23 protein-coding genes are annotated in these 24,773 nt (G+C 72.0%); 19 read left to right on the forward strand and 4 right to left on the reverse strand.

Features of this window, described 5'->3' with window-relative positions; translation table 11 throughout:
• Position 1: 1 nt before the first annotated feature.
• Positions 2-1,144, reverse strand: coding sequence for a galactokinase (galK, locus tag IT780_RS06795; protein WP_199510526.1), 1,143 nt, complete (start codon positions 1,142-1,144; stop codon positions 2-4).
• A 13-nt stretch (positions 1,145-1,157) separates the two neighbouring features.
• On the reverse strand, positions 1,158-2,132 hold the full coding sequence (galE, locus tag IT780_RS06800; protein ID WP_199510527.1) for a UDP-glucose 4-epimerase GalE: 975 nt from the start codon (positions 2,130-2,132) through the stop codon (positions 1,158-1,160).
• Positions 2,133-2,266: 134 nt separating this feature from the next.
• On the opposite strand from galE, the gene trpS reads away from it, so the two are divergent.
• Genes trpS through IT780_RS06820 form a run of 4 tightly spaced genes read left to right on the forward strand, consistent with a single transcriptional unit; the run spans position 2,267 to position 5,215 of the window.
• Complete coding sequence (trpS, locus tag IT780_RS06805) at positions 2,267-3,292, forward strand: tryptophan--tRNA ligase (protein WP_199510528.1); 1,026 nt, start codon at positions 2,267-2,269, stop codon at positions 3,290-3,292.
• Positions 3,293-3,297: 5 nt separating this feature from the next.
• Positions 3,298-3,846, forward strand: coding sequence for a 2'-5' RNA ligase family protein (locus IT780_RS06810; RefSeq protein ID WP_307831073.1), 549 nt, complete (start codon positions 3,298-3,300; stop codon positions 3,844-3,846).
• 36 nt (positions 3,847-3,882) lie between these two features.
• Positions 3,883-4,803, forward strand: a complete 921-nt coding sequence (locus IT780_RS06815; protein ID WP_199510529.1) for a YihY/virulence factor BrkB family protein — start codon at positions 3,883-3,885, stop codon at positions 4,801-4,803.
• A gap of 7 nt (positions 4,804-4,810) precedes the next feature.
• Entirely contained in the window at positions 4,811-5,215 is a 405-nt protein-coding gene (locus tag IT780_RS06820; RefSeq protein ID WP_199510530.1) for a hypothetical protein, read from the forward strand.
• Here the strand turns inward: IT780_RS06820 and IT780_RS06825 are convergent.
• Entirely contained in the window at positions 5,204-5,791 is a 588-nt protein-coding gene (locus IT780_RS06825) for a TetR/AcrR family transcriptional regulator (RefSeq protein WP_199510531.1), read from the reverse strand. The genes IT780_RS06820 and IT780_RS06825 overlap by 12 nt on opposite strands.
• A 98-nt stretch (positions 5,792-5,889) precedes the next feature.
• Between IT780_RS06825 and IT780_RS06830 the strand changes: the two genes are divergently transcribed.
• From IT780_RS06830 to IT780_RS06870, 9 genes are all read left to right on the forward strand, one after another.
• Complete coding sequence (locus tag IT780_RS06830) at positions 5,890-6,882, forward strand: hypothetical protein (RefSeq protein WP_199510532.1); 993 nt, start codon at positions 5,890-5,892, stop codon at positions 6,880-6,882.
• Between the two features lie 22 nt (positions 6,883-6,904).
• On the forward strand, positions 6,905-7,186 hold the full coding sequence (locus IT780_RS06835) for an SCO4848 family membrane protein (RefSeq protein ID WP_199510533.1): 282 nt from the start codon (positions 6,905-6,907) through the stop codon (positions 7,184-7,186).
• Between the two features lie 193 nt (positions 7,187-7,379).
• The gene (locus IT780_RS06840; RefSeq protein ID WP_199510534.1) at positions 7,380-8,480 is read left to right on the forward strand and encodes a BMP family lipoprotein; all 1,101 of its coding nucleotides are present in this window, start codon (positions 7,380-7,382) and stop codon (positions 8,478-8,480) included.
• A gap of 49 nt (positions 8,481-8,529) precedes the next feature.
• Positions 8,530-10,443, forward strand: a complete 1,914-nt coding sequence (locus tag IT780_RS06845; protein ID WP_307831074.1) for an ABC transporter ATP-binding protein — start codon at positions 8,530-8,532, stop codon at positions 10,441-10,443.
• Entirely contained in the window at positions 10,440-11,777 is a 1,338-nt protein-coding gene (locus IT780_RS06850) for an ABC transporter permease (protein WP_372443621.1), read from the forward strand. The genes IT780_RS06845 and IT780_RS06850 overlap by 4 nt, the downstream gene beginning before the upstream one ends.
• Positions 11,778-11,782: 5 nt before the next feature.
• The gene (locus IT780_RS06855) at positions 11,783-13,048 is read left to right on the forward strand and encodes an ABC transporter permease (protein WP_199510535.1); all 1,266 of its coding nucleotides are present in this window, start codon (positions 11,783-11,785) and stop codon (positions 13,046-13,048) included.
• A gap of 17 nt (positions 13,049-13,065) precedes the next feature.
• Positions 13,066-13,782 (forward strand): cytidine deaminase, encoded by a 717-nt coding sequence (locus IT780_RS06860; RefSeq protein ID WP_199510536.1) that lies wholly within the window; start codon positions 13,066-13,068, stop codon positions 13,780-13,782.
• A complete protein-coding gene (locus tag IT780_RS06865) occupies positions 13,779-15,098 on the forward strand; it encodes a thymidine phosphorylase (protein ID WP_233412275.1) in 1,320 nt (439 codons plus the stop codon). Before IT780_RS06860 ends, IT780_RS06865 begins: the two co-directional genes overlap by 4 nt.
• Before the next feature lie 6 nt (positions 15,099-15,104).
• Positions 15,105-15,782, forward strand: a complete 678-nt coding sequence (locus IT780_RS06870) for a DUF4272 domain-containing protein (protein WP_199510537.1) — start codon at positions 15,105-15,107, stop codon at positions 15,780-15,782.
• Here the strand turns inward: IT780_RS06870 and IT780_RS06875 are convergent.
• Positions 15,779-16,582 carry a putative RNA methyltransferase gene (locus IT780_RS06875; RefSeq protein ID WP_199510538.1) on the reverse strand — a complete coding sequence of 268 codons (804 nt, stop codon included), beginning with the start codon at positions 16,580-16,582 and terminating at the stop codon, positions 15,779-15,781. The two genes, IT780_RS06870 and IT780_RS06875, sit on opposite strands and share 4 nt — an antisense overlap.
• Before the next feature lie 26 nt (positions 16,583-16,608).
• Between IT780_RS06875 and IT780_RS06880 the strand changes: the two genes are divergently transcribed.
• The 6 genes from IT780_RS06880 to IT780_RS06905 all read left to right on the forward strand — a co-directional run bounded on the left by IT780_RS06880 (position 16,609) and on the right by IT780_RS06905 (position 24,564).
• Positions 16,609-17,676, forward strand: coding sequence for an adenosine deaminase (locus IT780_RS06880; protein ID WP_199510539.1), 1,068 nt, complete (start codon positions 16,609-16,611; stop codon positions 17,674-17,676).
• 445 nt (positions 17,677-18,121) lie between these two features.
• Positions 18,122-21,793, forward strand: coding sequence for a sensor histidine kinase (locus IT780_RS06885; RefSeq protein ID WP_199510540.1), 3,672 nt, complete (start codon positions 18,122-18,124; stop codon positions 21,791-21,793).
• Positions 21,790-22,194 (forward strand): roadblock/LC7 domain-containing protein, encoded by a 405-nt coding sequence (locus IT780_RS06890; protein ID WP_014447580.1) that lies wholly within the window; start codon positions 21,790-21,792, stop codon positions 22,192-22,194. The genes IT780_RS06885 and IT780_RS06890 overlap by 4 nt, the downstream gene beginning before the upstream one ends.
• 92 nt (positions 22,195-22,286) lie before the next feature.
• Positions 22,287-22,661, forward strand: a complete 375-nt coding sequence (locus IT780_RS06895; RefSeq protein WP_199510810.1) for a DUF742 domain-containing protein — start codon at positions 22,287-22,289, stop codon at positions 22,659-22,661.
• Between the two features lies 1 nt (position 22,662).
• Positions 22,663-23,250 carry a GTP-binding protein gene (locus IT780_RS06900; RefSeq protein ID WP_041832917.1) on the forward strand — a complete coding sequence of 196 codons (588 nt, stop codon included), beginning with the start codon at positions 22,663-22,665 and terminating at the stop codon, positions 23,248-23,250.
• A gap of 372 nt (positions 23,251-23,622) precedes the next feature.
• Positions 23,623-24,564 (forward strand): cellulose binding domain-containing protein, encoded by a 942-nt coding sequence (locus IT780_RS06905; RefSeq protein ID WP_199510541.1) that lies wholly within the window; start codon positions 23,623-23,625, stop codon positions 24,562-24,564.
• Positions 24,565-24,773 lie beyond the last annotated feature (209 nt).

The following is a 24,773-nucleotide window of genomic DNA, read 5'->3' on the forward strand; positions in this document are numbered from 1 at the left end:
CTCAGAGGCGGCGGGCGCCCGGCCCCGGCACGGCCGGCCAGGTGGTCGGCGCGGTGAACCCGCGGACCGCGTACGCCCGTTCGACGGCGACAGTGGTGGCATCGGCCCGTTCGGCGTCGATGAGCGCCAGCACGCACCCGCCGAAGCCGCCGCCGGTCATCCGGGCCCCGTACGCGCCCGCGGCCAGCGCCGCCTCCACCGCCACGTCCACCTCGGCGACGGTGATCTCGAAGTCGTCGCGCATGGAAGCGTGCGAGGCGGTCATCAGCGGCCCGATCTCGCGGACCCGGCCGGAGCGGAGCAGGTCCACCGTGTCGAGCACCCGCTGGTTCTCGGTGACGATGTGGCGCACCCGCCGGCGCATCACCTCGTCGTCGAGCTTCGCGAGCGCCGCGTCCAGCCCGTCGCCGGTCACGTCACGCAGGGCCGGGACGCCGAGGATCCGGGCCGCCTCCTCGCACGACCGGCGGCGGGCGCCGTACTCGCCGTCGACGTGCCGGTGCGGCGCGTTGCTGTTGATGATCAGGATGGCCAGCCCCGCGGCCGCCAGGTCGAACGGGATCTGCTCGACCTCCAGCGAGCGGCAGTCCAGGAACAGCGCCCGGCCCTCCTCGCAGCGGATGGAGGCCGACTGGTCCATGATCCCGGTGGGTGCGCCGACGTAGACGTTCTCGGCGCGCTGGGCGAGCGCGGGCCGCTTCGCCACCGGCAGGTCCAGGCCGCCCAGGTCGGCCAGCGCGGTCAGGACCGCGGACTCCAGCGCCGCCGAGGAGGAGACCCCGGCGCCGACCGGCACGTCCGAGGCGAGCGCGATGCGGGCCGGCGGCACGTCGAAGCCCGCCTCCTGCAGCGCCCAGACGACGCCCGCGACGTACGCCGCCCAGTCCTTGACCTCGCCCGGCTCCGACGACGCGAACGTCACCGGCTCCGGGGCGAAGTCGGAGCACACCGTCCAGCCGGGGCCCTCCTGCACCGCCGCGGCCGCCACGACCTGCTGCGGCAGCGCGAACGGCAGCACGAAGCCGTCGTTGTAGTCGGTGTGCTCGCCGATCAGGTTGACCCGGCCGGGCGCCGCCCACAGGCCGGTGGGCTCGCTGCCGAAGGTGGACTCGAAGGCCGCTGCGGCCGAGGACGCGACAGTCATGACGATGATCAGATCACGCGACGTGGGCTCGGTAGAACTCCCAGGCATCGCCGATCATCTCCGTCAGCGTCGGCTTCTCCGGCACCCAGCCCAGCTCGTCGCGGGCGCGCTGGGAGGAGGCGACCAGCGTGGCGGGGTCGCCCTCGCGCCGCGGTGCGACCTCGACGGGCAGCTCGGCGCCGGTGACCTCGCGGGCGGCCTCGACCACCTGGCGGTTGGAGAACCCGTTGCCGTTGCCCAGGTTGTAGATCTTGTGCTGGCCCCCGGTGGCGCCGTCGATCGCGAGCAGGTGGGCCCGGGCCAGGTCGTGCACGTGGATGTAGTCGCGCACGCAGGTGCCGTCGGCGGTGGGGTAGTCGTCGCCGAACAGCTGCAGCTTCTCCCGCTTACCCGCGGCGACCTGCAGCGTGATCGGGATGATGTGGGTCTCCGGGTCGTGCCGCTCGCCGACGGCGCCGTCCTCGCGGAGGAGGGCGCCGGCCACGTTGAAGTAGCGCAGCGACACCGCGGCCAGCCCGTGCGCGAACGCCTCGGAGGTCAGCGCGTAGTCGAAGCTCAGCTTGGTGGCGCCGTACGTGTTGGTCGGGGCCTTGGTGGCCTCCTCCGTGATCGGCAGCTCGGTGGGGTTGCCGTAGACGGCGGCCGTCGAGGAGAAGACGAACCGCGGCACCCCGGCCGCGCGGACGGCCTCCAGCAGCGCGAGGGACCGGCGGACGTTGTGGTCCCAGTAGAGCTCCGGCCTGACCATCGACTCGCCGGCCTGGATGAGGCCGGCGAAGTGCAGCACCGCGTCGAAGCCGGCGTCCGGGGTGAGCACCGAGGCGGCGTCGGCGATGTCCGCCTGCACGAAGGTCGCACCCGGCGCGACCGCGTCCCGGAAGCCGTTGCTCAGGTTGTCCAGGACGACGACCTCGTGACCGGCGTCGAGCAGCAGGCGGCTGGTGACGCTGCCGATGTATCCCGCGCCCCCGGTGACCAGAAGTTTCACCACACGACCTTTCGTAGCGGACGAACCACCGTCCAGCGTTCCCCAAGAACGCTCATAAGTCAACACGTTCGAACATCGCCCGGGGGTCGGGAGGGGCGTTTGACGGTCCCGCCGGAACTGACACAATGGCGCTCATGTCCGACGCCGACCGCCGTCCCCGGGTGCTCTCCGGCATCCAGCCGACCGCCGACTCCTTCCACCTCGGAAACTATCTCGGCGCGGTCCGCAACTGGGTGGCCATGCAGGAGACGGCGGACGCGTTCTACTGCGTCGTCGACCTGCACGCGATCACGGCCGGGCACGACCCGGTGGCCCTGCGGAACCGGACCCGGCTGTCGGTGGCCCAGCTGCTCGCCCTCGGGCTCGACCCGGAGCGCTGCACGCTCTTCGTGCAGTCGCACGTGCCCGAGCACGCCCAGCTCGCGTGGGTGCTGAGCTGCATCACCGGCTTCGGTGAGGCCGGGCGCATGGTCCAGTTCAAGGACAAGTCGGCGAAGCAGGGCTCCGACACCACCAGCGTCGGGCTGTTCACGTACCCGATCCTGCAGGCCGCGGACATCCTGCTCTACCAGGCCGACGCCGTGCCGGTCGGCGAGGACCAGCGCCAGCACCTCGAGCTCACCCGCGACCTCGCCCAGCGCTTCAACACCCGCTTCGGGCCGACGTTCACCGTGCCGTCGCCGTACATCGTGCGCGACACCGCGAAGATCACCGACCTGCAGGACCCGACGTCGAAGATGAGCAAGTCGGCGTCCTCGCCCAACGGCATCATCGAGCTGCTCGAGGAGCCGTCCCGGTCCGCGAAGAAGATCAAGTCGGCGGTCACCGACACCGGCCGGGAGATCCTCTACGACGAGGAGAACAAGCCCGGCATCAGCAACCTGCTGACCATCTACGCGGCGCTCACCGGGCGGACCATAGACGAGCTGCTCGAGCAGTACGACGGCCGCGGCTACGGCGACCTCAAGAAGGACCTCGCCGAGATCGTCGTGGAGTTCGTCAAGCCGATCCAGGAGCGCACCCGCACCTTCCTGGAGGACCCCGGTTATCTCGACAAGGTGCTGGCGATCGGCGCGGACAAGGCGCGGGCGGTCTCCGCGGTCACGCTGGCCCAGGCGTACCAGAACATCGGGTTCCTGAGCCCGTTCCGCGGAGCCTGACACCGGTGGCGCAGACGGACGCGGCCACCACGCGGATCGGGGTCGCGATCGACATCCCGCCGCCGTGGGGTGCCCAGCTGACCCGGCGCCGGCACGAGGCGGGGGACCCGCAGGCGGCGTACACCCCGGCGCACGTCACGCTGCTCGGCCCGACCGGGGTGGCCGGCGCGGACCTGCCCAGCATCGAGCGGCAGCTGGAGAAGATCGCCGCGGCGCAGCAGCCGTTCACCATCCACCTGCGCGGCACCGGCACGTTCCGGCCGGTCACCGAGGTCGTCTTCGTGACGCTCGCGGTCGGCATCAGCGAGTGCGAGCTGCTCGCCGCGGCCATCGCCGCCGCCGACGGGGTGCACCGGGACGCCCGGTTCCCGTACCACCCGCACGTGACGGTCGCGCAGGACGTGCCGAGCGACGCCCTCGACGCGGTCTTCGACGACCTGGCCGACTTCGACGCCCGCTTCGACGTGCCGGCGTTCACGCTGTTCTCGCACGACCTCTCCGCCGGCGGCGAGGGCCCCTGGCAGCGCCGCCGCGACTACAAGCTCGGTGGTTAGCCTTAGATCCCCGTCCCATTGGGTACGGTCTCCCGCGTGAACGCCATCGACCGGGCGTACGCGGCGGTCGAGGCGCGGATCATGGCCCTGCGGCACCGCTCCCGGTACTTCGACCACTTCTGCCGGGCGGCGCTGCGGTATGACGAGGTGCTGGGCGGACGCCTCGCCGCGGCCATCGCCTACTACGGGTTCTTCGCCGTCTTCGCGCTGGCGCTGATCGGCTACTCGGTCTTCGGCGTCCTCATCGACAACAACGTCCGGCTCTTCGAGATCGTGCAGGACTTCCTCGACGAGAACCTGCCCTTCCTCGACGTGGCCGCCATCCTGGACAGCGGCCGTACGGTCGGCATCGTCGGCATCGTCGGCCTGGTCTTCACCGGCATCGGCTGGGTCGAGGCGATCCGCTCGTCGCAGCGGCTGATCTGGCGGCTCAACGAGCAGCCCGGCTACATCGGCATCCGGCAGGCCGTCGACCTGCTCGTGCTGCTCGGCATCCTGCTGCTGCTCATCATCTCGGTCGGTGCCGTGTACGGGCTCGAGTCCCTGCTCGACTGGATCTCCGACGGCCGGGCCAACCTCCTGCTGTCGATCATCAGCACCGTGCTGACGATCGCGATCAACATGCTGCTGGCGGCCGCGCTGCTCGCCGCGGTGCCCCGGCTGCGGATGACCGCCCGGCGGATGGCCCCGCCCGTGCTGCAGGTCGGCATCGGCATCTACCTGCTCAACACCGTGGGCAAGTCGTTCGTCGGGCTGATCCAGCGCAACCCCGCGTACGGCCTGGTCGCCAGCGCCGTCGGGCTGCTGGTCTACCTCTATGTCTTCAACCAGATCCTGCTGTTCGGGGCGGCGTGGGCGGCCACCAGCCCGCACGGCCGGGTCGTCGACCTGTCAGCTGACGATAAAACTGCCCCGGTGGGGCAAAATACCTGGATTCGGCACCACCGCCCGGAATGATGAGCGCGTGGGCACACTCGTGACGCTGCACCTGCCGCCGGACTCGCCGGTGGCGAACCTGCCGTGGATCATCACCATCGGTGCGCTCGGCGACGACGAGGAGTGGGAGCCACTGGTCTGCGGGCCGTACGAGCGCCCGCACGCGCTCGCCCTGGCCCAGGCCGTGGTCGCCGACGAGGACCTCATGGCCGTGGTGGAGCCGCTGCTGCCGCTGGCCGACGCGGAGGCGATCCGCGACGAGGTGGCGCTGGCGAAGTCCGGTGCGCCGCACGACGCCAGCACCGACGACCTCGAGGCGCAGACCTTCGACCGGGATCAGCCGCGCCGTACGACGCCCGGCCGGCCGCCGACCGAGGCCGAGGTGCGCGCCGGCTTCGCCCGTATCGCCGAGAAGCTGACCTCAGCGGGTTAGCAGGGCCCGTACGCCGGTCAGGAACGTCTCCTTGTCCGGTGAACCGACGAGCTGTCGCTGGGTCGCGTAGGCGGGGATGAAACCGAACAACACGGCCGCCGCCGCCTCGGGATCCGCGTCGGCGCTCACCTCGCCGCGCGCGACGGCCCGCTTCGCGATGACCACGAACGGCTTCCGCAGCTCCAGGTAGCGCTCGCGCACGATGGCCGCGATGGCCGGGTCCAGCGTCGCCTCGCTCCACACCTGGATCGCCAGCGGAAAGTTCCCGGCCGGGCTCACCTGCTCGTCGATCACGTCGAGGACCCGGGACATCGCGTCGAGCAGCGTGAGGCCGTCGTCCGCGGCGATCTCGGTGAGCACGGCCGCGAGCCCGCCGGCCACCGTCTGCGAAATGGCGTTGATGATCTCGTTCTTCGACTTGAAGTACCGGTAGACCGCGCCCACGGAGAGGCCGGCCTCCTGGATGAGGTCCTGCATCGACGTGTTGTGCAGGCCGCGCCGCAGGAAGCAGGCGCGGGCCGCGGCGAGGATCTGCTCGCGGCGGGCGGTGAGGTGCTCTTCGGAGACGCGTGGCACGCGGCACAGTCTAAAACGAACGCTCGTTCTTGACGAACCCCCGCGAGGGGAGCACGCTGACATGCAAAGAGAACGAACATTCGTTTTAAGGGGATCCCATGTCCAGGCCTTCGCACCCGGCAGCGCTCGCCGTGGCCCTCGCGGTCGTGGTCGTCGCGCTGCAAGCCCTGCTGGTGCCGCTCTTCGCCGGCCCCGCGGCCAACCTCGCGCCCCGCGACCTGCCGATCGCCGTCGCCGGTCCGGCACCCGCGGCCGACCAGCTCGTCGCCCGGTTGTCCGAGGTCCGCCCCGGCGCCTTCGACGTCCGCGTCGTCGCCGACCCCGACGCCGCCATCCGCGACCGCGAGGTCTACGGCGCGATCGTCCTCGGTGCCGACGGGCCGGTCCTGCACGTCGCCTCCGCGGCGAGCCCGACCGTGGCCACGCTGCTCACCCAGGCGGCCGCCGAGCTCGGCCAGGGTCGCCCGGTGCCCGTGGTCGACGTCGTGCCCACCCACTCCGGCGACCCGCGCGGCGCCGGGTTCGGCGCGGCGTTCCTCCCGCTGGCCATCACCGCCCTGGTCGCCGGTGTCCTGACGTTCCTGCTGGTGAAGCGGCCGGGTGCGCGCCTGGCCGGGCTCGGCACGTTCGCCGTGCTCGCCGGCCTCGTGGGGGCGGTCGTCCAGCAGTACTGGCTCGATGTCGTCCCCGGCGGCTACCTCGGCGTCGCCGCGGTGCTGGCGCTGTTCGCGCTCGCCGTGTCCGCCGCGGTGGCGGGGCTCGGCGCGGTGGCCGGTAAGGCCGGCGTGGCGCTCGGTGCGGCGACGTTCTTCCTCGTCGGCAACGCGCTGTCCGCCGTCGCCTCGGCGCCCGAGCTGCTGCCGCAGCCGTGGGGGGCCGTCGGGCAGTTCCTGCCGGTCGGGGCGGGTGCGACGCTGCTGCGCTCGGTCGCGTACTTCGACGGCCACGGGAGCGCGACGGCGGTGTGGGTGCTGGCCGCGTACGCGATCGGGGGTCTCGTCCTGGTGGCGGCCGGCCGGCGCGGCACGCGGCGGGCCACCGCGGAGGTCGCGCTCGCCGAGGCGCGGCCCGAGCCGGCGATGGCCGGCTGAGCGGGGCGCGCATACTTTGCCGGTGGTGCTCTCCCGGCGGTGGTCCGCCTTCCTGGTGACGGTCGGTGTCTGGACCTGGCTCATCTGGCCCCGGTTCGGCCTGGCGATCTGGAAGGACGACCGGTCCTTCGCCGACGGCCGGCCGACGTCCTTCCTCACGGTCCACGCCGCGCTGATCGCCGCCTCGCTCGCCATCGGGACGACGGTCGGCGTGCTCGGCGTCCGCGGGTGGCGGGCCGCGAGCCGCAAGACATCGACCGCCGAAGATTCCGTGGCTGTGGGGGCGGAGCGGCCGAAAAATTGACGGTCGGCTTCCCGATATTCGGGCAATTACCTCGCTTCGGCGCCTGAGGCGACGTTCAGCCGCGGACGCGATTGCGGCCAGGTAACGGTGCGCCAACAGTCCGGCGGATTTCCTGCCGTCGCCGTGGCCTGCGGCTACGCTCCCGACCTGAGACGCGCCGCGAAGTGCGGGTGCGCTGTGGAAGGAGGGCGTGTTGCGCCCAGTACGTGGGACCCGAATCGTTGCGATTCTCGCGGCGGGTGGGCTGACGCTCGCCGCCGCGGCCTGTGGCGACGCCCCTGCCGAGACCCCGAGCGGCTCGGGCGCCAGCGGCGCCGCCGCCGCGACATACAAGGCGTGCATGGTCACCGACACCGGTGGCATCGACGACCGGTCCTTCAACGCCTCGGCGTGGGCCGGCATGCAGGCCGCCAAGGAGGCCCAGAGCAACGTCGAGCCGAAGTACGTGGCGTCGACGGCCGAGGCCGACTACGAGCCCAACCTGCGCCAGTTCGTGACGCAGAAGTGCAACTTCATCCTCGCGGTCGGCGGCCTCATGGGTGACGCCACCAAGAAGGTCGCGGCGGAGAACGCCAGCCAGCAGTTCGGCATCGTCGACAGCAGCATCCAGGGCGCGACCAACGTGTTCCCGATGCAGTTCGCCACCGACGAGGCCGCGTTCCTGGCCGGCTACCTCGCCGCGGGCTACTCGAAGTCCGGCAAGGTGGCCACGTACGGCGGCCTGAAGATCCCGCCGGTCACCGTCTTCATGGACGGCTTCGCCGACGGCGTGAAGTACTACAACGAGCAGAAGAAGAAGAACGTCCAGGTGCTCGGCTGGGACAAGGCCAAGCAGAACGGCACCTTCGCGGAGAACTTCGGCGACCAGAACAAGGGCAAGTCGATCACCAACACGTTCGTCGCCCAGGGCGCCGACGTGATCATGCCGGTGGCCGGCGGTACGGGCCTGGGCACCGCGGACGTCGCCAAGGCGTCCAACGGCAAGGTCTCCGTGATCTGGGTCGACCAGGACGGCTGCAAGAGCGCCGAGCAGTACTGCGACGTCTTCCTGACCACGGTCGTCAAGAACATCAACGACGCTGTGAAGCAGGCCGTGTCCGACGGCGCGGCGGGCAAGCCCCTCGCGGCCGCCCCGGGCTACCTCGGCAAGCTCGAGAACGACGGCGTCTCGCTCGCGCCGTACAACAAGTTCGACAGCAAGGTCGACGCCGGCCTCAAGTCCGAGGTCGACCAGCTCAAGCAGGACATCATCGCGGGCAAGGTCAAGGTCGAGTCGCCGAACGCGCCGAAGTGACCCGTAGCTGATCGATGATCGGGCCGCCGCGCGGCCGCGGGGAGGACCCGTGGCCTGCGCGGCGGCTCTGCTCGGAGCTGTTATACCGTCCCTCGCGTCGCCACCATTCGTCCCTCGTCTGCAGGAGATTCCGCTGAGACTCGAGCTGCGCGGCATCACCAAGCGCTTCGGCGACCTGGTGGCCAACGACCACATCGACCTCACCGTCGAACCCGGTGAGGTCCACGCCCTGCTCGGTGAGAACGGCGCGGGCAAGTCCACCCTGATGAACCAGCTCTACGGCCTGCTGCAGCCGGACGAGGGCGAGATCGTCGTCGACGGCGTGGCGCGGACCTTCCGCAGCCCCCGCGACGCCATCGCCGCCGGCATCGGCATGGTCCACCAGCACTTCATGCTGGTGCCCGTCTTCACGGTCGCGGAGAACATCGCACTGGGCGCGGAGAAGACCCGCGCCGGCTTCCTCGACCGCCGCCGCGCCCGCCGCGAGGTGCTCGAGGTCTCCGAACGGTACGGCCTGCCCGTCGACCCCGACGCCCTGGTCGAGAACCTGCCGGTCGGCGCGCAGCAGCGCGTGGAGATCGTCAAGGCCCTCACCCGCGACGTCGACCTGCTGATCCTCGACGAGCCGACCGCGGTGCTCACCCCGCAGGAGACCGAGGAGCTCCTCGAGGTCATGCGCGGGCTGTCGGACGCGGGCAAGTCCATCGTCTTCATCACCCACAAGCTCAAAGAGGTCAAGGCCATCGCCGACCGGATCACGGTGATCCGGCGCGGCCGTACGGTGGCCCCTTCCAACCACCCCGCCACCGCCCACAACCGGACTGAAGCGTATTTCAGCCCGCAGACCTCCGAGGAAGAGCTCGCCTCGACGATGGTCGGCCGGGCGGTCAGCCTCGACATCGACAAGGCCCCCGCCGAGCCGGGCCGCGAGGTCCTGAAGATCAGCGGGCTCGTCGTGGAGGACGAGCGCGGCGTCCGCGCCGTCGACGGCGTCGACCTGGTCGTGCGCGCGGGCGAGGTGCTGGGCGTCGCCGGGGTGCAGGGCAACGGGCAGACCGAGCTCGTCGAGGCCCTGATGGGCCTGCGGGAGCCGCGCGCCGGGTCGATCATGGTCGACAACGAGAACCTGATCGGCATGAGCACCAAGCACATCCTGCGCTCCGGCATCGGGTACGTGCCCGAGGACCGCAGCCACGACGGCCTGGTCAAGGAGTTCTCCGTCGCCGAGAACCTCGTGCTCGACCAGTACGACCGGCCGCCGTACGGCAACGCCTTCCGGCTCGACCCGGGCGCGGTCGCCACGGCGGCCCGCGAGCGCGTCGAGCAGTTCGACATCCGTACGTCCTCGGCCGAGGCGGCTGTCAGCACGCTGTCCGGCGGCAACCAGCAGAAGGTCGTGGTGGCCCGCGAGCTGTCCCGGCCGCTGCGCCTGTTCATCGCCGCGCAGCCCACCCGCGGCGTCGACGTGGGCTCGATCGAGTTCATCCACGGCCGCATCGTCCACGAGCGCGACGTCGGCACGGCGGTCCTCGTGATCTCCAGCGAGCTCGACGAGGTGGTGGGGCTGGCGGACCGGATCGCGGTGATGTACCGCGGCCGGATCCTGGCCATCGTCTCGCCGGACACGCCCCGCGAGGAGCTGGGCCTGCTCATGGCCGGCATCACCGACGGCGGCACGCCCGCGACCGGCTCGCCTGCGCCCGGCACGCCCGCGACCGGCTCGCATGCGCCCGGCACGCCCGCGACCGGCTCGCATGCGCCCGGCACGCCCGCGACCGGCTCGCATGCGCCCGGCACGTCCGCGCCCGGCACGTCCGCGCCCGGCGCGGCGACGCCCGGCGCGGCGACGGGCGGCGCGGCGACGGGCGGCAGCGGTGCGGTGGCGCCCGGCGGGGGTGCGGCGGCGTCCGACGACGACAAGCCGGCGGCCGGCGACGGGGCCGCAGAGAAGGGGACGAAGTGACCACCGACGGACCGGTCGGCGCGCCCAAGATCGCCGACGAGACGGCCGCCGACAGCGCCACGGACGCCGCCGCGCCGGGCCCGGTGGGTGCGAAGCCGGCTCACGACGAGCCGGGCGACGGCGACACCCTGCTCAACCGCTTCCTGCAGAACCTGTGGGCGGCCAACACCGTCACGGTGACCGTGCTCTCGGTCGTGCTGGCGCTGGTCATCGGCGCGATCTTCATCATCGTGTCGGACCCCGACGTGCTCAGCACCTTCGGCTACCTGACCGCTCGGCCCAGCGACGCGTTCGACGCCAGCTGGACGGTGGTCAGCGACGCGTACGCGGACCTGTTCAAGGGCGCGATCGTCGACCCGGCCACGATCACCGCGTGGGCGAACGGCACCGGGACGTGGCGGCAGGTCTTCTTCCCGATCTCCGAGACCCTCACGTACGCCGCCCCGCTGGTCTTCACCGGCCTCTCCGTGGCGCTGGCGTTCCGCGGCGGCCTGTTCAACATCGGCGGTCAGGGTCAGGCGGTCGTCGGCACGATCACCGCGGCCATGGCGGGCTTCTTCCTGCCGCTGCCGCCGGTGATCCACCTGATCGCGGCGCTGGCCGCCGGCCTGCTCGGCGGCGCGCTCTGGGGCTTCGTGCCGGGCATCCTCAAGGCCCGGACCGGCGCCCACGAGGTGATCGTGACGATCATGCTGAACTACACGGCCAACCTGTTCCTGGGCTGGCTCATCCTGCAGAAGGGTGTCCAGCAGCCCGGCCGCAGCGACGCGATCAGCAAGACGGTCGACGGCGACGCCCAGCTGACCTCGTTCGGCGGGGAGCTGCGGGCCAACCTCGGCATCCTGCTGGCCGTGCTGGCCACCGCCGTGGTCGCCTGGCTGCTGAACCGCTCCGCGTTCGGCTTCGAGCTGCGCGCGGTCGGCGCCAACCCGCCGGCCGCCCGGACCGCCGGCATCAGCGTCGCCCGGACGTACACGCTGCTCATGGTGACCGCCGGTGGCCTCGCCGGCCTCGGCGGCGCGACCCAGGTGCTGGGCACCGCGCACGCGCTGACCCCGCAGGTCGCCGGCAACATCGGCTTCGACGGCCTGCTGGTCGCGCTGCTCGGCCGCAACCGGCCGTGGGGGACCCTGCTCGCCGCGATCCTGTTCGGCGCGCTGCGCGCCGGCGGCAACCGGATGCAGTCGTTCTCGGGCATCTCCCTGGAGCTCGTCACCGTGCTCCAGGCTCTGATCGTCATCTTCATCGCCGCACCGGCTCTCGTGAAGGCGATCTTCCACCTGCGCGCCGCCCGCTCCGCGCGGCTCGGCGCCTCGATGGCGAAGGGCTGGTGACGGCGGTGTCGACCGCGACTGCGGAGGAGCTGACCGCGGCCGCGCCGGCCCGGTTCTGGGACCGGCAGCGGCGCCTCGGCGTCGGTGTGGCCGCGATCGGGCTGCTGGCGACCGTGCTCTTCGGCGCCCTGGCGCCCTCGGAAACGGCCCGGTTCACGCTCAGCGAGGACGCCGCGGGCGCGGCGCTCTCGATCAACGGGCAGGTCGGCGCGATCGCGTTCGGCGTCATCGCCCTCGGCGCGGGCGCGGTGCTCCTCGCCGGCCTGGCCCGCCGCTACCAGACGGGCGTGCTGAGCCTGGGCATCCTTGCCTTCGTCCTGTCCTTCCTGTGCTGGCAGGTCGCCGGCAAGTTCCTGCCGCTCGTCGACACCGTCAGCGGCACGCTGGAGCTGGCCGTACCGCTGATCCTGGGTGCCCTCGCGGGCGTCCTGGGCGAGCGGTCCGGTGTGGTCAACGTGGCGATCGAGGGCCAGTTCCTGATGGGCGCGTTCGGTGCCGCCCTGGTCGGCACGATGGCGACCAGCGTCTGGGCCGGCGTGCTGAGCGCCGCGGTCGGCGGCGTGCTCATCGCCGCGATCCTCGCCGTGCTGGCGATCCGCTACCTCGTCGACCAGGTCGTGGTCGGCATCGTGCTCAACCTACTGGCGCTGGGTGTGACCGGCTTCCTGTACGAGCGCCTGATGCAGCCCGACGCACAGTCGTACAACCAGCCGCCGAAGATGCCCGAGTGGCACATCCCCGGCCTCGCGGACATCCCCGTGATCGGCCCGGTGCTGTTCGACACCAACGCGCTGGTCTGGCTCGCGCTGATCCTCGTGTTCGCGATCCACTTCGGGCTCACCCGCACCCGGTGGGGCCTGCGTACCCGCGCGGTCGGTGAGCACCCCACCGCGGCGGACACGGTCGGCATCCGGGTACGCGGACTGCGCTACCTCAACGTGCTGCTCGGCGGCGTGATCGCGGGCGCGGGCGGGGCGTACTTCACGCTGGTGGCCACGGGCAGCTTCAACAAGAACATGACCTCGGGCGCCGGCTTCATCGCGCTCGCGGCGCTGATCTTCGGCCGCTGGACGCCGTTCGGGGCGCTGGGCGCGGCGCTGTTCTTCGGCTTCGCGCAGAAGCTCGCCACGTACCTCAGCGCGGTCGGCAGCCCGGTGCCCAGCCAGTTCCTCAACATGCTGCCGTACCTCGCGACGATCGTGGCGGTGGCCGGGCTCGTCGGCCGGGTACGCGCGCCCGCGGCCGACGGCCAGCCGTACATCAAGAGCTGACGGGGAGAATCCGCACCATGGAGATCGACTGGGGGTCGCTGCGCGCCGCGGCCATCGAGGCCATGCGGCACGCGTACGCGCCGTACTCCGACTTCCCGGTCGGGGTGGCCGGGCTCGTCGACGACGGCCGGGTGGTCGTCGGCTGCAACGTCGAGAACGCCTCGTACGGTGTCGGCCTGTGCGCCGAGTGCGGCCTGGTCTCCTCGCTGCACGCCACCGGCGGAGGCCGGCTCGTCGCGGTCTCGTGCGTCGACGCCAACGGCCTGCCGCTGATGCCGTGCGGGCGCTGCCGCCAGCTGCTGTACGAGCACGGCGGCCCGGAATGCCTGGTGGAGGCCCTGCCCCGGCCGCTGAAGATGGCCGAGCTGCTGCCCCACGCGTTCGGCCCCGACGACCTGGACAAGGTCACCGGCCCGGCCGCCGTGCCCGACGTACCGCCGCAGCTCGCCCGCTGGCGTGGCCGCGGCACCGTCTTCGTGCACCCGGATCTCTCCGGCGGCGAGCAGGTCTGGACGGGTTACTGGGAGCGTTCCGGCGGAAGTTCGCAGGAGAGCGACGCCGAGAAGGGCATCCTCGAGGAGGGGCCCATCTTCCCGAACGCCGCCGCGGCGGTCACGTGGGGCCTGACGCGCACCTCACGCGTGGTCGTGGTCGACGCCGCGGGCGCGCTGGCGTGGGCCGGCGAAGGGGAGCCCCCCGAAGGCATCGGCACCAGGTGGGAGCAACAACCATGAGCGAGTTCGCGGCCGTCGACGTCATCCGGGCCAAGCGGGACGGGCACGCGCTGTCCGACGCGCAGATCGACTGGGTCGTCGACGCGTACACGAAGGGCGTCGTCGCCGACGAGCAGATGTCCGCCCTGGCCATGGCCATCCTGCTGCGCGGCATGACGCCCGGCGAGATCGCCCGGTGGACGGCCGCGATGATCGCCAGCGGCGAGCGGCTCGACCTGTCCGCGGTGTCGCGCCCGACGGTCGACAAGCACTCCACCGGCGGCGTCGGCGACAAGATCACGCTTCCGCTGACCCCGCTGGTCGCCGCGTGCGGCGCCGCCGTGCCGCAGCTGTCCGGCCGCGGCCTCGGGCACACCGGCGGCACCCTCGACAAGCTCGAGTCGGTGCCGGGATGGCGGGCCACGCTGAGCAACGACGAGTTCGTCAGTCAGCTGCGCGACGTGGGCGCGGTCATCTGCGCGGCGGGTGAGGGCCTGGCCCCGGCCGACCGCAAGCTGTACGCCCTGCGCGACGTGACCGGCACCGTCGAGGCCATCCCGCTGATCGCCAGCTCGATCATGAGCAAGAAGATCGCCGAGGGCACCGGGGCGCTGGTGCTGGACGTCAAGGTCGGCACGGGCGCGTTCATGAAGGACGAGGACACCGCCCGCGAGCTCGCGCGCACGATGGTGGAGCTGGGCAAGGCGCACGGTGTCCGTACGGTCGCCCTGCTCACCGACATGAACACCCCGCTGGGCCTGACCGTGGGCAACGCCGTCGAGGTCGAGGAGTCCCTCGAGGTGCTCGCCGGCGGCGGCCCGGCCGACGTGGTCGAGCTGACCCTCGCGCTGGCCCGCGAGATGCTGGAGGCCGCGGGCATCGACGCCGACCCGGCGAAGGCGCTGGCGTCCGGTGCCGCGATGGACTCGTGGAAGGCCATGATCCGCGCGCAGGGCGGCGACCCCGGCGCGGCGCTGCCGACCGCCCGGGAGACCGAGGTGCTGCGGGCCGAACGCGACGGCGTGGTCGCCTCGATCGACGCGCTGGGCGTGGGCCTGGCGGCCTGGCGGCTCGGTGCGGGTCGCGCGCGCAAGGAGGATCCGGTCGGCTTCGGCGCCGGCGTGGTGCTCAAGGTGCGGCCGGGCGACGCCGTACGCGCGGGCGACGTGCTGCTCGAGCTGCGTACGGACGACCCGGAGCGGATCCCGGCCGCCCGGGCCGACGCGGCCGGCGCCGTCCACGTCGGGCCGGACGCGCCCGCCCATGGCCCTTCCGACCGCCCCACCGCCACCCACGAACGGACTGAAGGCCCTCTGTTGATCGACCGCATAGCCTGAGTGGTCATGAAGGCCGCCCCCGACCCCCGAGCGGTACGCGACGCCAGCCTGGACGAGCTCGAACGGCTCGCGCTGCCGCTGCCGCCGCAGGCGTTCCCGCTGGTGTGGGAGCCGGGCGACGGCGTGGAGCTGCGGCCCACGGCTGAGCTGGAGGCGCGCGCGGCGGTGCTGCACGTGGTCGTGGCGCGCTGCTTCGGCATGCCCACCGAGATCGCGATGAGCTGGCTGCTCAAGTCCCAGCTGGTGGATTTCGTCACACCCCCGGAGTGGCAGTTCGTGGCCGGCGCCAAGGGCGATCACCGATCGTTCGTGCTGCACCACGACGCGGTGTTCGCGCTGGCCTGGCTGCTGGGGCTGAGCCGGCACCTCGACCCGACCGCGCCGCCCGAGGAGCGGCTGATGCGGCAGATGCCGGACCTGCCCGGCGGGGAGCTGTTCAACGCCTGGCGGTCCCGGTCGCTGGTGGCGCCGCGGGACGCGATCGAGGCGGCGGTGCTGCTCGACCTCTACTACTGCCTGGACTGGGCGTTCCAGGAGGCGGAGAAGAACGGCGTACGGCCGCCCGGCGAGGTGGACAGCAACGCCATCGGCCAGCGCCGGTGGGCCCTCGAGTGGGCTGTCGTGTTCTCCGGGCCGTACCACGACGAACCGCCCGAATGGGAAGAGGTCGACCTGTCGGTCTAGGCCGCGCGGTAGGAGGTCACGTCAACGGCCGCGGTCACCTCGTGTGGTCCCGCCACGTGCGGCGGCACATGCCGCGCACTGGGCGTCATGCCGATCAACGTACGGGTCTCGGCCTCCGACAACCGCAGGGTGCGGCTGACCGACTGCACGGACACCACCGCCCAGCCCTCGCCCAGCGCATCGGCGACCCGGTCGGCCTTGTCCGGATCCACCTTGACGAGCCCGTACGCGTCGACGAGCTCGGCGAGGTGGTCCCGCGCCGGCGTGACCACGAGCAGCCGGCCGTCCGGGCGCAGGATCCGGCGGAACTCCGGCCCGTTGCGCGGGGCGAAGACGTTGAGCACGACACTCGCCGAGGCGTCGGCGAGGGGGAGCGGCCGCCAGAGGTCGGCGAGCGCGGCAGCGGCTCGCGGGTGCGCCCGGGCCGCCCGTCGCAGGGCCGGCTTGGAGACGTCGAGGCCCAGCCCCGGCAGTTCCGGGAGGGCGTCGAGGACGTGGGCTAGGTAGCGGCCGGTGCCCGTACCCGCGTCGACGACCAGGCCGTCGTCCGCGCGTACCGTTGCGGCCAGTGCCTGCGCGATGAAGTCGTAGTGGCCTTCCGTCAGGAAGGTCTCCCGGTCGGCGACCATGTCGGCGCTGTCGCCCGGATGCGGCGACCGGCCCGCCGTCAGGTTGACGTAGCCCTGCCGAGCGATGTCGAAGGAGTGCCCGCGGGAGCACCGCAGCGCCCGTTCGTCCCCCCGGGCGAGTGGTCCACCGCACACCGGGCACCGCAGGTACGGCAATGCGCCGTCGATCATCTCCTCCGCCCCTCTAACATCTGCTGATGGCTGCCATCTCCCTCGCCGACATCGTGAAGGCCCCGAAGGCCCTGCTCCACGACCACCTCGACGGCGGGTTGCGGCCCGCGACGATCGTCGAGCTGGCGGACGCCGTCGGGCACGAGCTGCCCGAGACCGATCCGGAGCGGCTGCGGGAGTGGTTCGTCGCGTCGGCGGACTCCGGGTCGCTGGAACGCTACCTGGAGACGTTCGCGCACACGGTGGCGGTGATGCAGACCGAGGAGGGCCTGCACCGGGTCGCCAAGGAGTGTGCGCTCGACCTGGCCGCCGACGGCGTCGTCTACGCGGAGGTCCGCTACGCGCCGGAGCAGCACCTCGAGCGGGGCCTGAGCCTCGACCAGGTCGTCGACGCGGTGGAGGCCGGCTTCCGGGACGGGTGCGCCGAGGCGGCCGCGCGGGGCACCACGATCCGCATCGGCACGCTGCTGACCGCGATGCGGCACGCCGCGCGCTCGCAGGAGATCGCCGAGCTGGCCGTGCGCTACCGCGACTCCGGGGTGGTCGGGTTCGACATCGCCGGTGCCGAGGCCGGCTTCCCGCCCACCCGGCACCTGGACGCGTTCGAGTACCTGCAGCGGGAGAACTTCCACTTCACCATCCACGCGGGCGAGGCGTTCGGGCTGCCGTCGATCTGGCAGGCGATCCAGTGGTGCGGCGCGGACCGGCTCGGCCACGGCGTACGCATCGTCGACGACATCACGGCCGGGAAGCTGGGGCGGCTGGCGTCGTACGTCCGCGACAAGCGCATCCCGCTGGAGCTGTGCCCCTCGTCCAACGTGCAGACCGGCGCCGTGGAGTCGATCGGCGACCACCCCATCGGGCTCCTGCGCGACCTCCGCTTCCGGGTCACGGTCAACACCGACAACCGGTTGATGAGCGGAACCTCCATGTCGCGGGAGATGGCGTTGCTGGTCGAGGCCTTCGGCTGGGGCTGGAGTGAACTGCAGTGGCTGACGATCAACGCGATGAAGTCGGCGTTCATCCCGTACGACGAGCGGCTGGCGATCATCCTTGACGTGATCAAGCCGGCGTACGCGAAGTTGGTAGCCTGAAGTCCGTTTTCAACGGGCATGAACGACACGTCCGTACTTTCGTCGACCCGAACTACCGATTCGGTCAGGGGCCTCGACCGTTCGGTCAGTCTCCTCTCTACAAAAGCTGCATAATCCGGCATCTTGCCTTGCCGTCCGCTCCCGTGCGAGCCATCGTCTGTGCTGCCCGGATCGAGCTGGATCCGGGCAGATCGGCACGCGCGGGGACACCGCGACGCCGACGGAATCGAGTGACCGTGAGAGATGCGCCCCTATACGAGCAGTGATGACCGACCGGCGATGGCGGCGTCTTCGGACGCGACTTCGCATCACACAAACGGTCCGGGTCAGGCTGCTCTTTCTCTTTGACACTCGTCGTGATGGAATCTCGGGGGCCCGACCCGGTGTGTCGGCCGTGCGGTGCCCGGTGATCCGAAGGCCGGGTCCGAAACAGGAGGACGGTGACGTGAGCAAGCGCCCCAAGACGGCGAACGCGGTCATGTCGCGTCTCCGCCGGCCGGCCGGTCGGCTGCGGGATCTGCCGATCTGGTCGAAGCTCGGGCTCATCATGCTCGTGCCCACCCTGGCGACGATCATCGTCGGTACCAGCGGCCTGATCGACCACATCGACGAGGCGAGCAACGCCGAGCGCGCACGCACGCTGGCCGTGCTGTCGCAGGCCGCCGGTGGACTCGTCGACCACCTGCAGAACGAGCGCGCGTACGGCGTGATGATCGCGACCACCAAGCCCGACACGCCGGACCGCCAGGCGGCGACCCAGGCGTACAACGCCGAGCACCCCAAGGTCGACGCGGCCAAGCTGCCGTACGCCCAGCAGAAGGCCGCCCTCGACGAGGTGCCCGACCAGGTCGCCACCCTGCTGTCGCGGCTCAACTTCAACCTCGAAGAGCTGCCCTCCACGCGGAGCCAGACGGCCAACGGCCAGTTCAACCCCAAGGAGGTCGACAGCGCGTACAGCGTCGTGATCAACGACCTGCTGAACGTGCGCGACGCCTCCGCGCAGCTCGCCCAGGACACCGAGCTCAGCGACCGGCTGCGCGTGGTCGCCGCCGTCGCCCGGGCCAAGGACTACATCTCCCGCCAGCGCGACGTCGGCCACCGGGTGCTCGGCGAGGGCCGGCTCACCCCCGACCTGCGCCGCGAGCTCCTGCTCACCGACACCGGTTACACGATCGCCGACTCGTCGATGCGCCAGGTGGCCACCAACGAGGACAAGGCGCTCTTCGACCGGGTCGTCAAGGGCCCCGCCAAGCGCGCCGCGACCAACCTGACCGGCCCGCTGGCCGCGCTGGGCGCCGACAACATCACCGCCATCCCGTTCGACCGCACCAAGTGGGAAAGCGCGATGGTCGGCTACAACGGCCTGTTCCGCACGGTCGAGACCGACCTCGACCAGCAGATCGTGGCCCAGGCCACCGACATCCGCGACCGCGTGCAGCGCCAGGTGTTCATCGAGACCAGCGTCCTGCTGGGCATGCTCCTGCTCGCCATCGTCTTCGCGTGGATCGTGGCCCGGTCGATGGCCCGCTCGCTGCGCGAGCTGCGCCAGGGCGCCCTGAACGTCGCCCAGTTCGGCCTGCCCCAGGCGGTCGAGCGGCTGCGTGATCCGGCGCTGACCGGCTCGCTGACCCCGGCGCAGGTGGCCGACCAGGTCGCCGAGCCGCTGCCGGTGCGCAGCCGGGACGAGTTCGGGCAGGTGACCGAGGCGTTCAACGCGGTTCACCTGGAAGCCGTCCGCACCGCGGCCGAGCAGGCCGCCCTGCGGTCCTCCGTCGCGACCATGTTCGTCAACCTCGCCCGTCGTTCGCAGATCCTGGTCGACCGGCTCATCGGTCACCTGGACCGGCTGGAGCGCGGCGAGGAGGACCCGGACCGCCTGGCCGAGCTCTTCCAGCTCGACCACCTCGCGACCCGGATGCGCCGTAACGACGAGAACCTGCTCGTTCTCGCCGGCGCCGACTCCACCCGCGTGCAGCGCGAGCCGGCCGCCCTGATCGACGTGCTGCGTGCGGCGCAGTCCGAGGTCGAGCACTACACCCGCATCGAGTTCGGCATGATCGACCGGGACATCGAGGTGTCCGCTCACGCGGTCAACGACATGGTCCACCTGGTCGCCGAGCTCTTCGACAACGCGACCGCGTTCTCGCCGCCGAACTCGCACGTCGTGGTCGAGGCGCGCCGCCTCGGCGACGGCGCGGTGCTCTCGGTCGAGGACCGCGGCATCGGCATCAGCCGCGAGCAGCTGCGTGACCTCAACGAGCGGCTCGCCAACCCGCCCATGGTGGATGTCGCCGTCTCCCGGATGATGGGCCTCGTCGTGGTCGCCCGCCTGGCCAACCGGCACGGCGTCAAGGTCGAGCTGCGACCCGCCGACACGGAGCGGGGCACGGTCGCCGACGTCGGCCTGCCGACCAGTGTCATGGTGACGGGCGGCTCGGCCGGCCGGCTGCCGGGCAGCGCCACCCCCACGTCGTTCGGCGGCGTCGACCACCGCAACGTCCACACCGAGCCGCCGCTGGCGCTCGAGAGCGGCGGTCGCGGCGGCTACCAGGGCGGACGCCCGTTCGACCCGAACCCGCCGATGCCCACCGGTGGCATGCTCGGCACGGGCGCGGGCCGCTCGGTCCCGGCCTGGTCCGACCTGACCGGCGCGCCGTCCAACGGCTTCGAGCCGGCGAACGGCTTCGGCGGCCCGTCCAACGGCTTCGGCGGCGGTGCCAACGGTTTCGGTGGCGGCGGCGCCAACGGGTTCAGCAACGGCTCCACCGGTGCCAACGGCTTCCACGGCCCGCGCAGCAACGAGCCGATCCCGCCGCTGCCCCAGTCCGGCCCGCAGGGCTTCGCCGGCAACGACGGGCTCCCGCAGCGCCGCAACGGCGACGGTCCCCGGCCCGAGGACACGGGCGCCTTCGGGCACACCATCCCGCGCCAGCTGCCGCCCAGCCCCGAGACGCCGAGCCGGTCGCCGTTCGTGCCGCCGGTCTCCGCGCCCCCGGTCCCGCCGGTCTCCGCGCCGCCGGTGCCGTCCGCCCCGCCGTACGGTGGTGGCCGGCCGGTGTCGTCGCCGCCCGTCTCCGGCCCGCCCACCTCGGCGCCGCCGAACACGAACCGCCCGCAGTCGGCCCCGCCGAACGCCGGCCGTCCGCAGTCGGCACCGCCCGCGTCCCCGCCGGCCTGGCCGCCGGTCTCGGGAGAGCGTGACAACGGCACCCCGCACGTCCCGGAGAGCCTCGCGGCCGCCCTGGACATGACCGCGGAGCTGCCGCGGTACCGCCCGGAGCGGTCCGGCCCCGGCCCGCAGCCGCAGGTCGCGCCGCCCACGAACCCGCAGAACGCCACGCCGCCGAGCGAGGCCGAGCGGTCCGCCAAGGCCGCCGCGGCCGCGCACGAGGCGGCTGCCCAGCAGGCAGCTGCCGCGCAGGCGACCGCCGCCGCGCAGATCGCCGCCGCACAGGCGGCGGCGCGTCAGCGGGCCAACGGCGACGGGCAGTCGCAGTTCGCGGACGAGACGATGGAGCTGCCGATCTTCCGGGAGCTCGAGTCGGCCTGGTTCACCACCGCCCGGCCCAGCGAGCCGCGGACGACCGAGCCGAAGCCGTCGGCCGCGTCCAGCTCCGCGCCGGACGCCGACGTGGTGACCACCCAGCGCTTCTCCACGGGGGAGCCGGCCCGCCAGCCCGGCGTGCCGCAGCAGGCTCCCTCGCCGGAGACCCGCATCGACCGCGACCCCGCCACGGTGGGTGCGGTCGCGGCGAACGGCTCGGCGGCGAACGGCTCGGCCGGTGTGAACGGCACGGCCGACGGCAGCACAGGCAGCCCCTGGCAGACCGCGGCCGACGAGGGCTGGCAGGCAGCCCGCAAGGCCGCCGAGATGCCGGTGGAGACGACGACGACGGCCGGTCTGCCGCGCCGTACGCCGATGGCACAGCTCGTTCCTGGTGGTGTGGACCGGGCCGAGACCTCCGTCCAACGCCGCACCCCCGAGGCGGTTCGCGGGCTGTTGTCCGCGTACCACCGCGGGGTGCAGCGGGGTCGCACGAAGGATCAATCGACCAACCCGGAGGAGACTCCGGGAGGGCAGCAGTCCTCGCAGGCTGGCAAGGAGCATGAGGCATGACAAGTACGCAGGATCTGGGTTGGCTCCTGGCCAACTTCGCCGACCGCGTCCCCGGGGTTGCGCACGCGATCGCGGTCTCCGCCGACGGTCTGCTGCTCGCGGCCTCGCGGGACCTCCCCCGGGACCGCGCCGACCAGCTGGCGGCCATCGCCTCCGGCCTGGTCAGCCTGACCCAGGGCGCCGCGCGGTGCTTCGAGGGCGGCGCGGTGCTGCAGACGGTCGTCGAGATGGACAACGGGTTCCTCTTCCTGATGTCGATCTCGGACGGCTCGTCGTTCGCCGTCCTCGCGGCCCGCAGCTGCGACGTCGGGCAGGTGGGCTACGAGATGGCGCTCCTGGTGGACCGCGTGGGCGAGGCCCTGACGCCGGCTCCGCGCTCGGCGGCCGGAGTTCTCGGCTGAACGGATTGCCTACCGGATCCGTCCGGTATCTGTCCAAAACCTTGACAACAAGAGACACTTCTATGGGCCGAGGGATGGGGTGAGCGGTGACGATGCCCGAACGCGATGAGCCGACCGGCGCACTGGTCAGACCGTACGCCGTGACCCGTGGCCGGACCCGGCCCAAGCTTGAGATAGCGCTGGAAGCGCTCGTCGAGACCACCGTCCGCGGCCGTTCCACCGGTACGGGCAGGGGCGGGAGCGAACACCAGTACATCGCGGCGATGTGCGACGGCGGCAGAGTTCAGTCGCTGGCCGAGATCGCTGCACGCATGCAACTACCGCTCGGGGTGGCTCGGGTGATCGTCGCCGACATGGCGCACGACGGCCTGGTGGCAGTTTACGAGCCGACGTCGCTGGAGGACGAGAACGATGCGGTGGGTACGGAACTGCTGGAAAGGGTGCTGAGTGGACTTCGCAGGCTCTGACATGTCGCGCCGGCCGACCGCCGGGCGCGTGACATCGGCGAAGATTGTCATCGCCGGTGGGTTCGGCGTCGGTAAGACGACGCTGGTGGGGTCCGTATCTGAGATCACCCCGCTGACCACTGAGGCGATCATGACCTCTGCCGGCGTGGGCGTCGACGACAACCGGCAGGTGCCGGGGAAGACGACGACCACGGTGGCGATGGACTTCGGCCGTATCAGCATCGACCGGGACCTGATCCTGTACCTGTTCGGCACACCGGGCCAGACGCGTTTCTGGTTCATGTGGGACGAGCTGGTCCGGGGTGCCATCGGTGCGGTGGTCATGGTGGACACGCGTCGGCTCGCCGACTGCTTCGCCGCTATCGACTTCTTCGAGCATCGGCGGCTGCCGTACCTGGTCGCCATCAACTGCTTCGACGGCATGCAGTACCACAACGCCCAGGATGTCCGCGACGCGCTCGCGATCTCCAGCGACGTACCCGTGGTGAGCTGCGACGCCCGCAACCGCGAGTCGACGAAGAACGTACTCATCTCGCTCGTCGAGTACGTCCTCACCATGCGCCGCTCGCGCGCGGTAGCGCCGGCCTGACCCATCGTCGAAAGTCCCGCTCTGTCCGACAGAGCGGGACTTTTGCGTGCCCGGTCCCCGCAGCCGGGTCCCGTGACCTCGTTCGTCGGTGCGCGCCGTGTACCGGTCTTCTCCGTCGACGGGCGCCGCGTGCTGTGGCAGCCGTGGTGTCTCCTGCTCGGTGCCCTCCCTCGCCGGCTCGTTGGAGGGCTCGTGCGGGGTCCTCACGGCTTCGTAGGCGCCCGCGATGGCAGGGGCGCGGGCGTCGGGGCATTGGTCCGTGCTCGGGTGCTCCTGGGCCGTCCCACCGGATGGACGAGCCAGAACACGTCTTCCCGGCAAAATCCCGGTAATTACCCCATTGAGCCAGCTCGATGTCTCTAGCCTGTGGCCATGAAGCCTCTGCCCTGGCTGGCCGCCCTGCTGACCCTGCTGATCCCCGCCCCGGCGCTCGCCACCCCGCCCCTACCGCCGACGGTCCGCGCCGACCTCCAGCGGACGGTGTTCAACAACGACCAGGTGGCCGGATACCGCGTACACAACGACTCGTCCGTCACCGTGACCGGCTGGCGGCTGGAGTTCGACCTGCCCGCCGACACCACGATCGCCACCAGCTGGAACGGCCGCTTCGCGCGCAGCGGCAACCACGTGACCGTGCAACCCGAGTCGTGGAACGCGACGCTGGTCCCCGGCGGCGCCGTCGACCTCGGCTGGTACGCCAACGGCACCGGCGAGCCGGCGAACTGCCGCATCAACGGCCAGCCCTGCGACGGCCAATGGCCCGACGAGACCGACCCCACCCGCCCCACGCCGCTGACCATCGACACCACCGGCGGAGTCACCCTGCACTGGGCGGCATCCACCGACGACCGCCAGCTGCGGCACTACGAGGTGTACGAGAGCGGCACGCTGGTCGCCACCACCACGAGCACCAGCTACGTCTTCCACACCGGCCCCGCCCTGCCGCCCCGGGTCTACGTCTTCCGCGTACGGGCCATCGACGCGGCGGGCAACTACTCGGCGAGCGCGTACGCGTCCCTGGGCACACCCCAGATGTCCCCGCCCCCGGCACCCGGCCGCCTCGCCATCGCTCCCGCCGCGGCCCCCGGCACCCAGCGGCTCACCTGGGAGCAGCCACTCCCGCCGCCGGTCGGCCCCGCCCCCGTGATCGCGGGCTACGAGGTGTCGCTGGACGGCACACCGGTAGCCGTCACGGGCGCCCTCCGGTACGTCGGACCGGTCCCGCCGACGGGCGAACACACCTGGTCGGTACGCGCGATCGACGCGCTGGACCGGCTCTCGGACCCGGGCCAGCTGACCCAGACGGTCAGCTGACGGCTCCCTCGCCCGGCCCGGCCGAGCGCCGGGCCCGGCGAGGGGGACACCGGTCGGCCGGGAAGGCAGTGATCGGCAAGGGCCGGCCGACGGGCAGTCTCGTCGGCGAAGGCGGCGGCCGGGCTTGCGGACAACCCCGGTGGCCAGGCCACGGCCAGGCGCGGTGGCCAGGCGCGGTGGCCAGGCGCGGCGGCCAGGCGCGGCGGCCA

Origin of the sequence: Nucisporomicrobium flavum, from assembly GCF_016464385.1 — a bacterium.
Taxonomy (GTDB): domain Bacteria; phylum Actinomycetota; class Actinomycetes; order Mycobacteriales; family Micromonosporaceae; genus Actinoplanes; species Actinoplanes flavus_A.

Coding starts and splice junctions, on each gene's coding strand:
- IT780_RS06880 (WP_199510539.1), top strand. CDS start 16,609: ATGGCTGCCATCTCCCTCGCCGACATCGTGAAGGCCCCGAAGGCCCTG.
- IT780_RS06860 (WP_199510536.1), top strand. CDS start 13,066: ATGGAGATCGACTGGGGGTCGCTGCGCGCCGCGGCCATCGAGGCCATG.
- trpS (WP_199510528.1), top strand. CDS start 2,267: ATGTCCGACGCCGACCGCCGTCCCCGGGTGCTCTCCGGCATCCAGCCG.
- IT780_RS06875 (WP_199510538.1), bottom strand. CDS start 16,582: ATGATCGACGGCGCATTGCCGTACCTGCGGTGCCCGGTGTGCGGTGGA.
- galK (WP_199510526.1), bottom strand. CDS start 1,144: ATGACTGTCGCGTCCTCGGCCGCAGCGGCCTTCGAGTCCACCTTCGGC.
- IT780_RS06900 (WP_041832917.1), top strand. CDS start 22,663: ATGTCGCGCCGGCCGACCGCCGGGCGCGTGACATCGGCGAAGATTGTC.
- IT780_RS06895 (WP_199510810.1), top strand. CDS start 22,287: ATGCCCGAACGCGATGAGCCGACCGGCGCACTGGTCAGACCGTACGCC.
- IT780_RS06865 (WP_233412275.1), top strand. CDS start 13,779: ATGAGCGAGTTCGCGGCCGTCGACGTCATCCGGGCCAAGCGGGACGGG.
- IT780_RS06890 (WP_014447580.1), top strand. CDS start 21,790: ATGACAAGTACGCAGGATCTGGGTTGGCTCCTGGCCAACTTCGCCGAC.
- IT780_RS06905 (WP_199510541.1), top strand. CDS start 23,623: ATGAAGCCTCTGCCCTGGCTGGCCGCCCTGCTGACCCTGCTGATCCCC.
- IT780_RS06830 (WP_199510532.1), top strand. CDS start 5,890: ATGTCCAGGCCTTCGCACCCGGCAGCGCTCGCCGTGGCCCTCGCGGTC.
- IT780_RS06870 (WP_199510537.1), top strand. CDS start 15,105: ATGAAGGCCGCCCCCGACCCCCGAGCGGTACGCGACGCCAGCCTGGAC.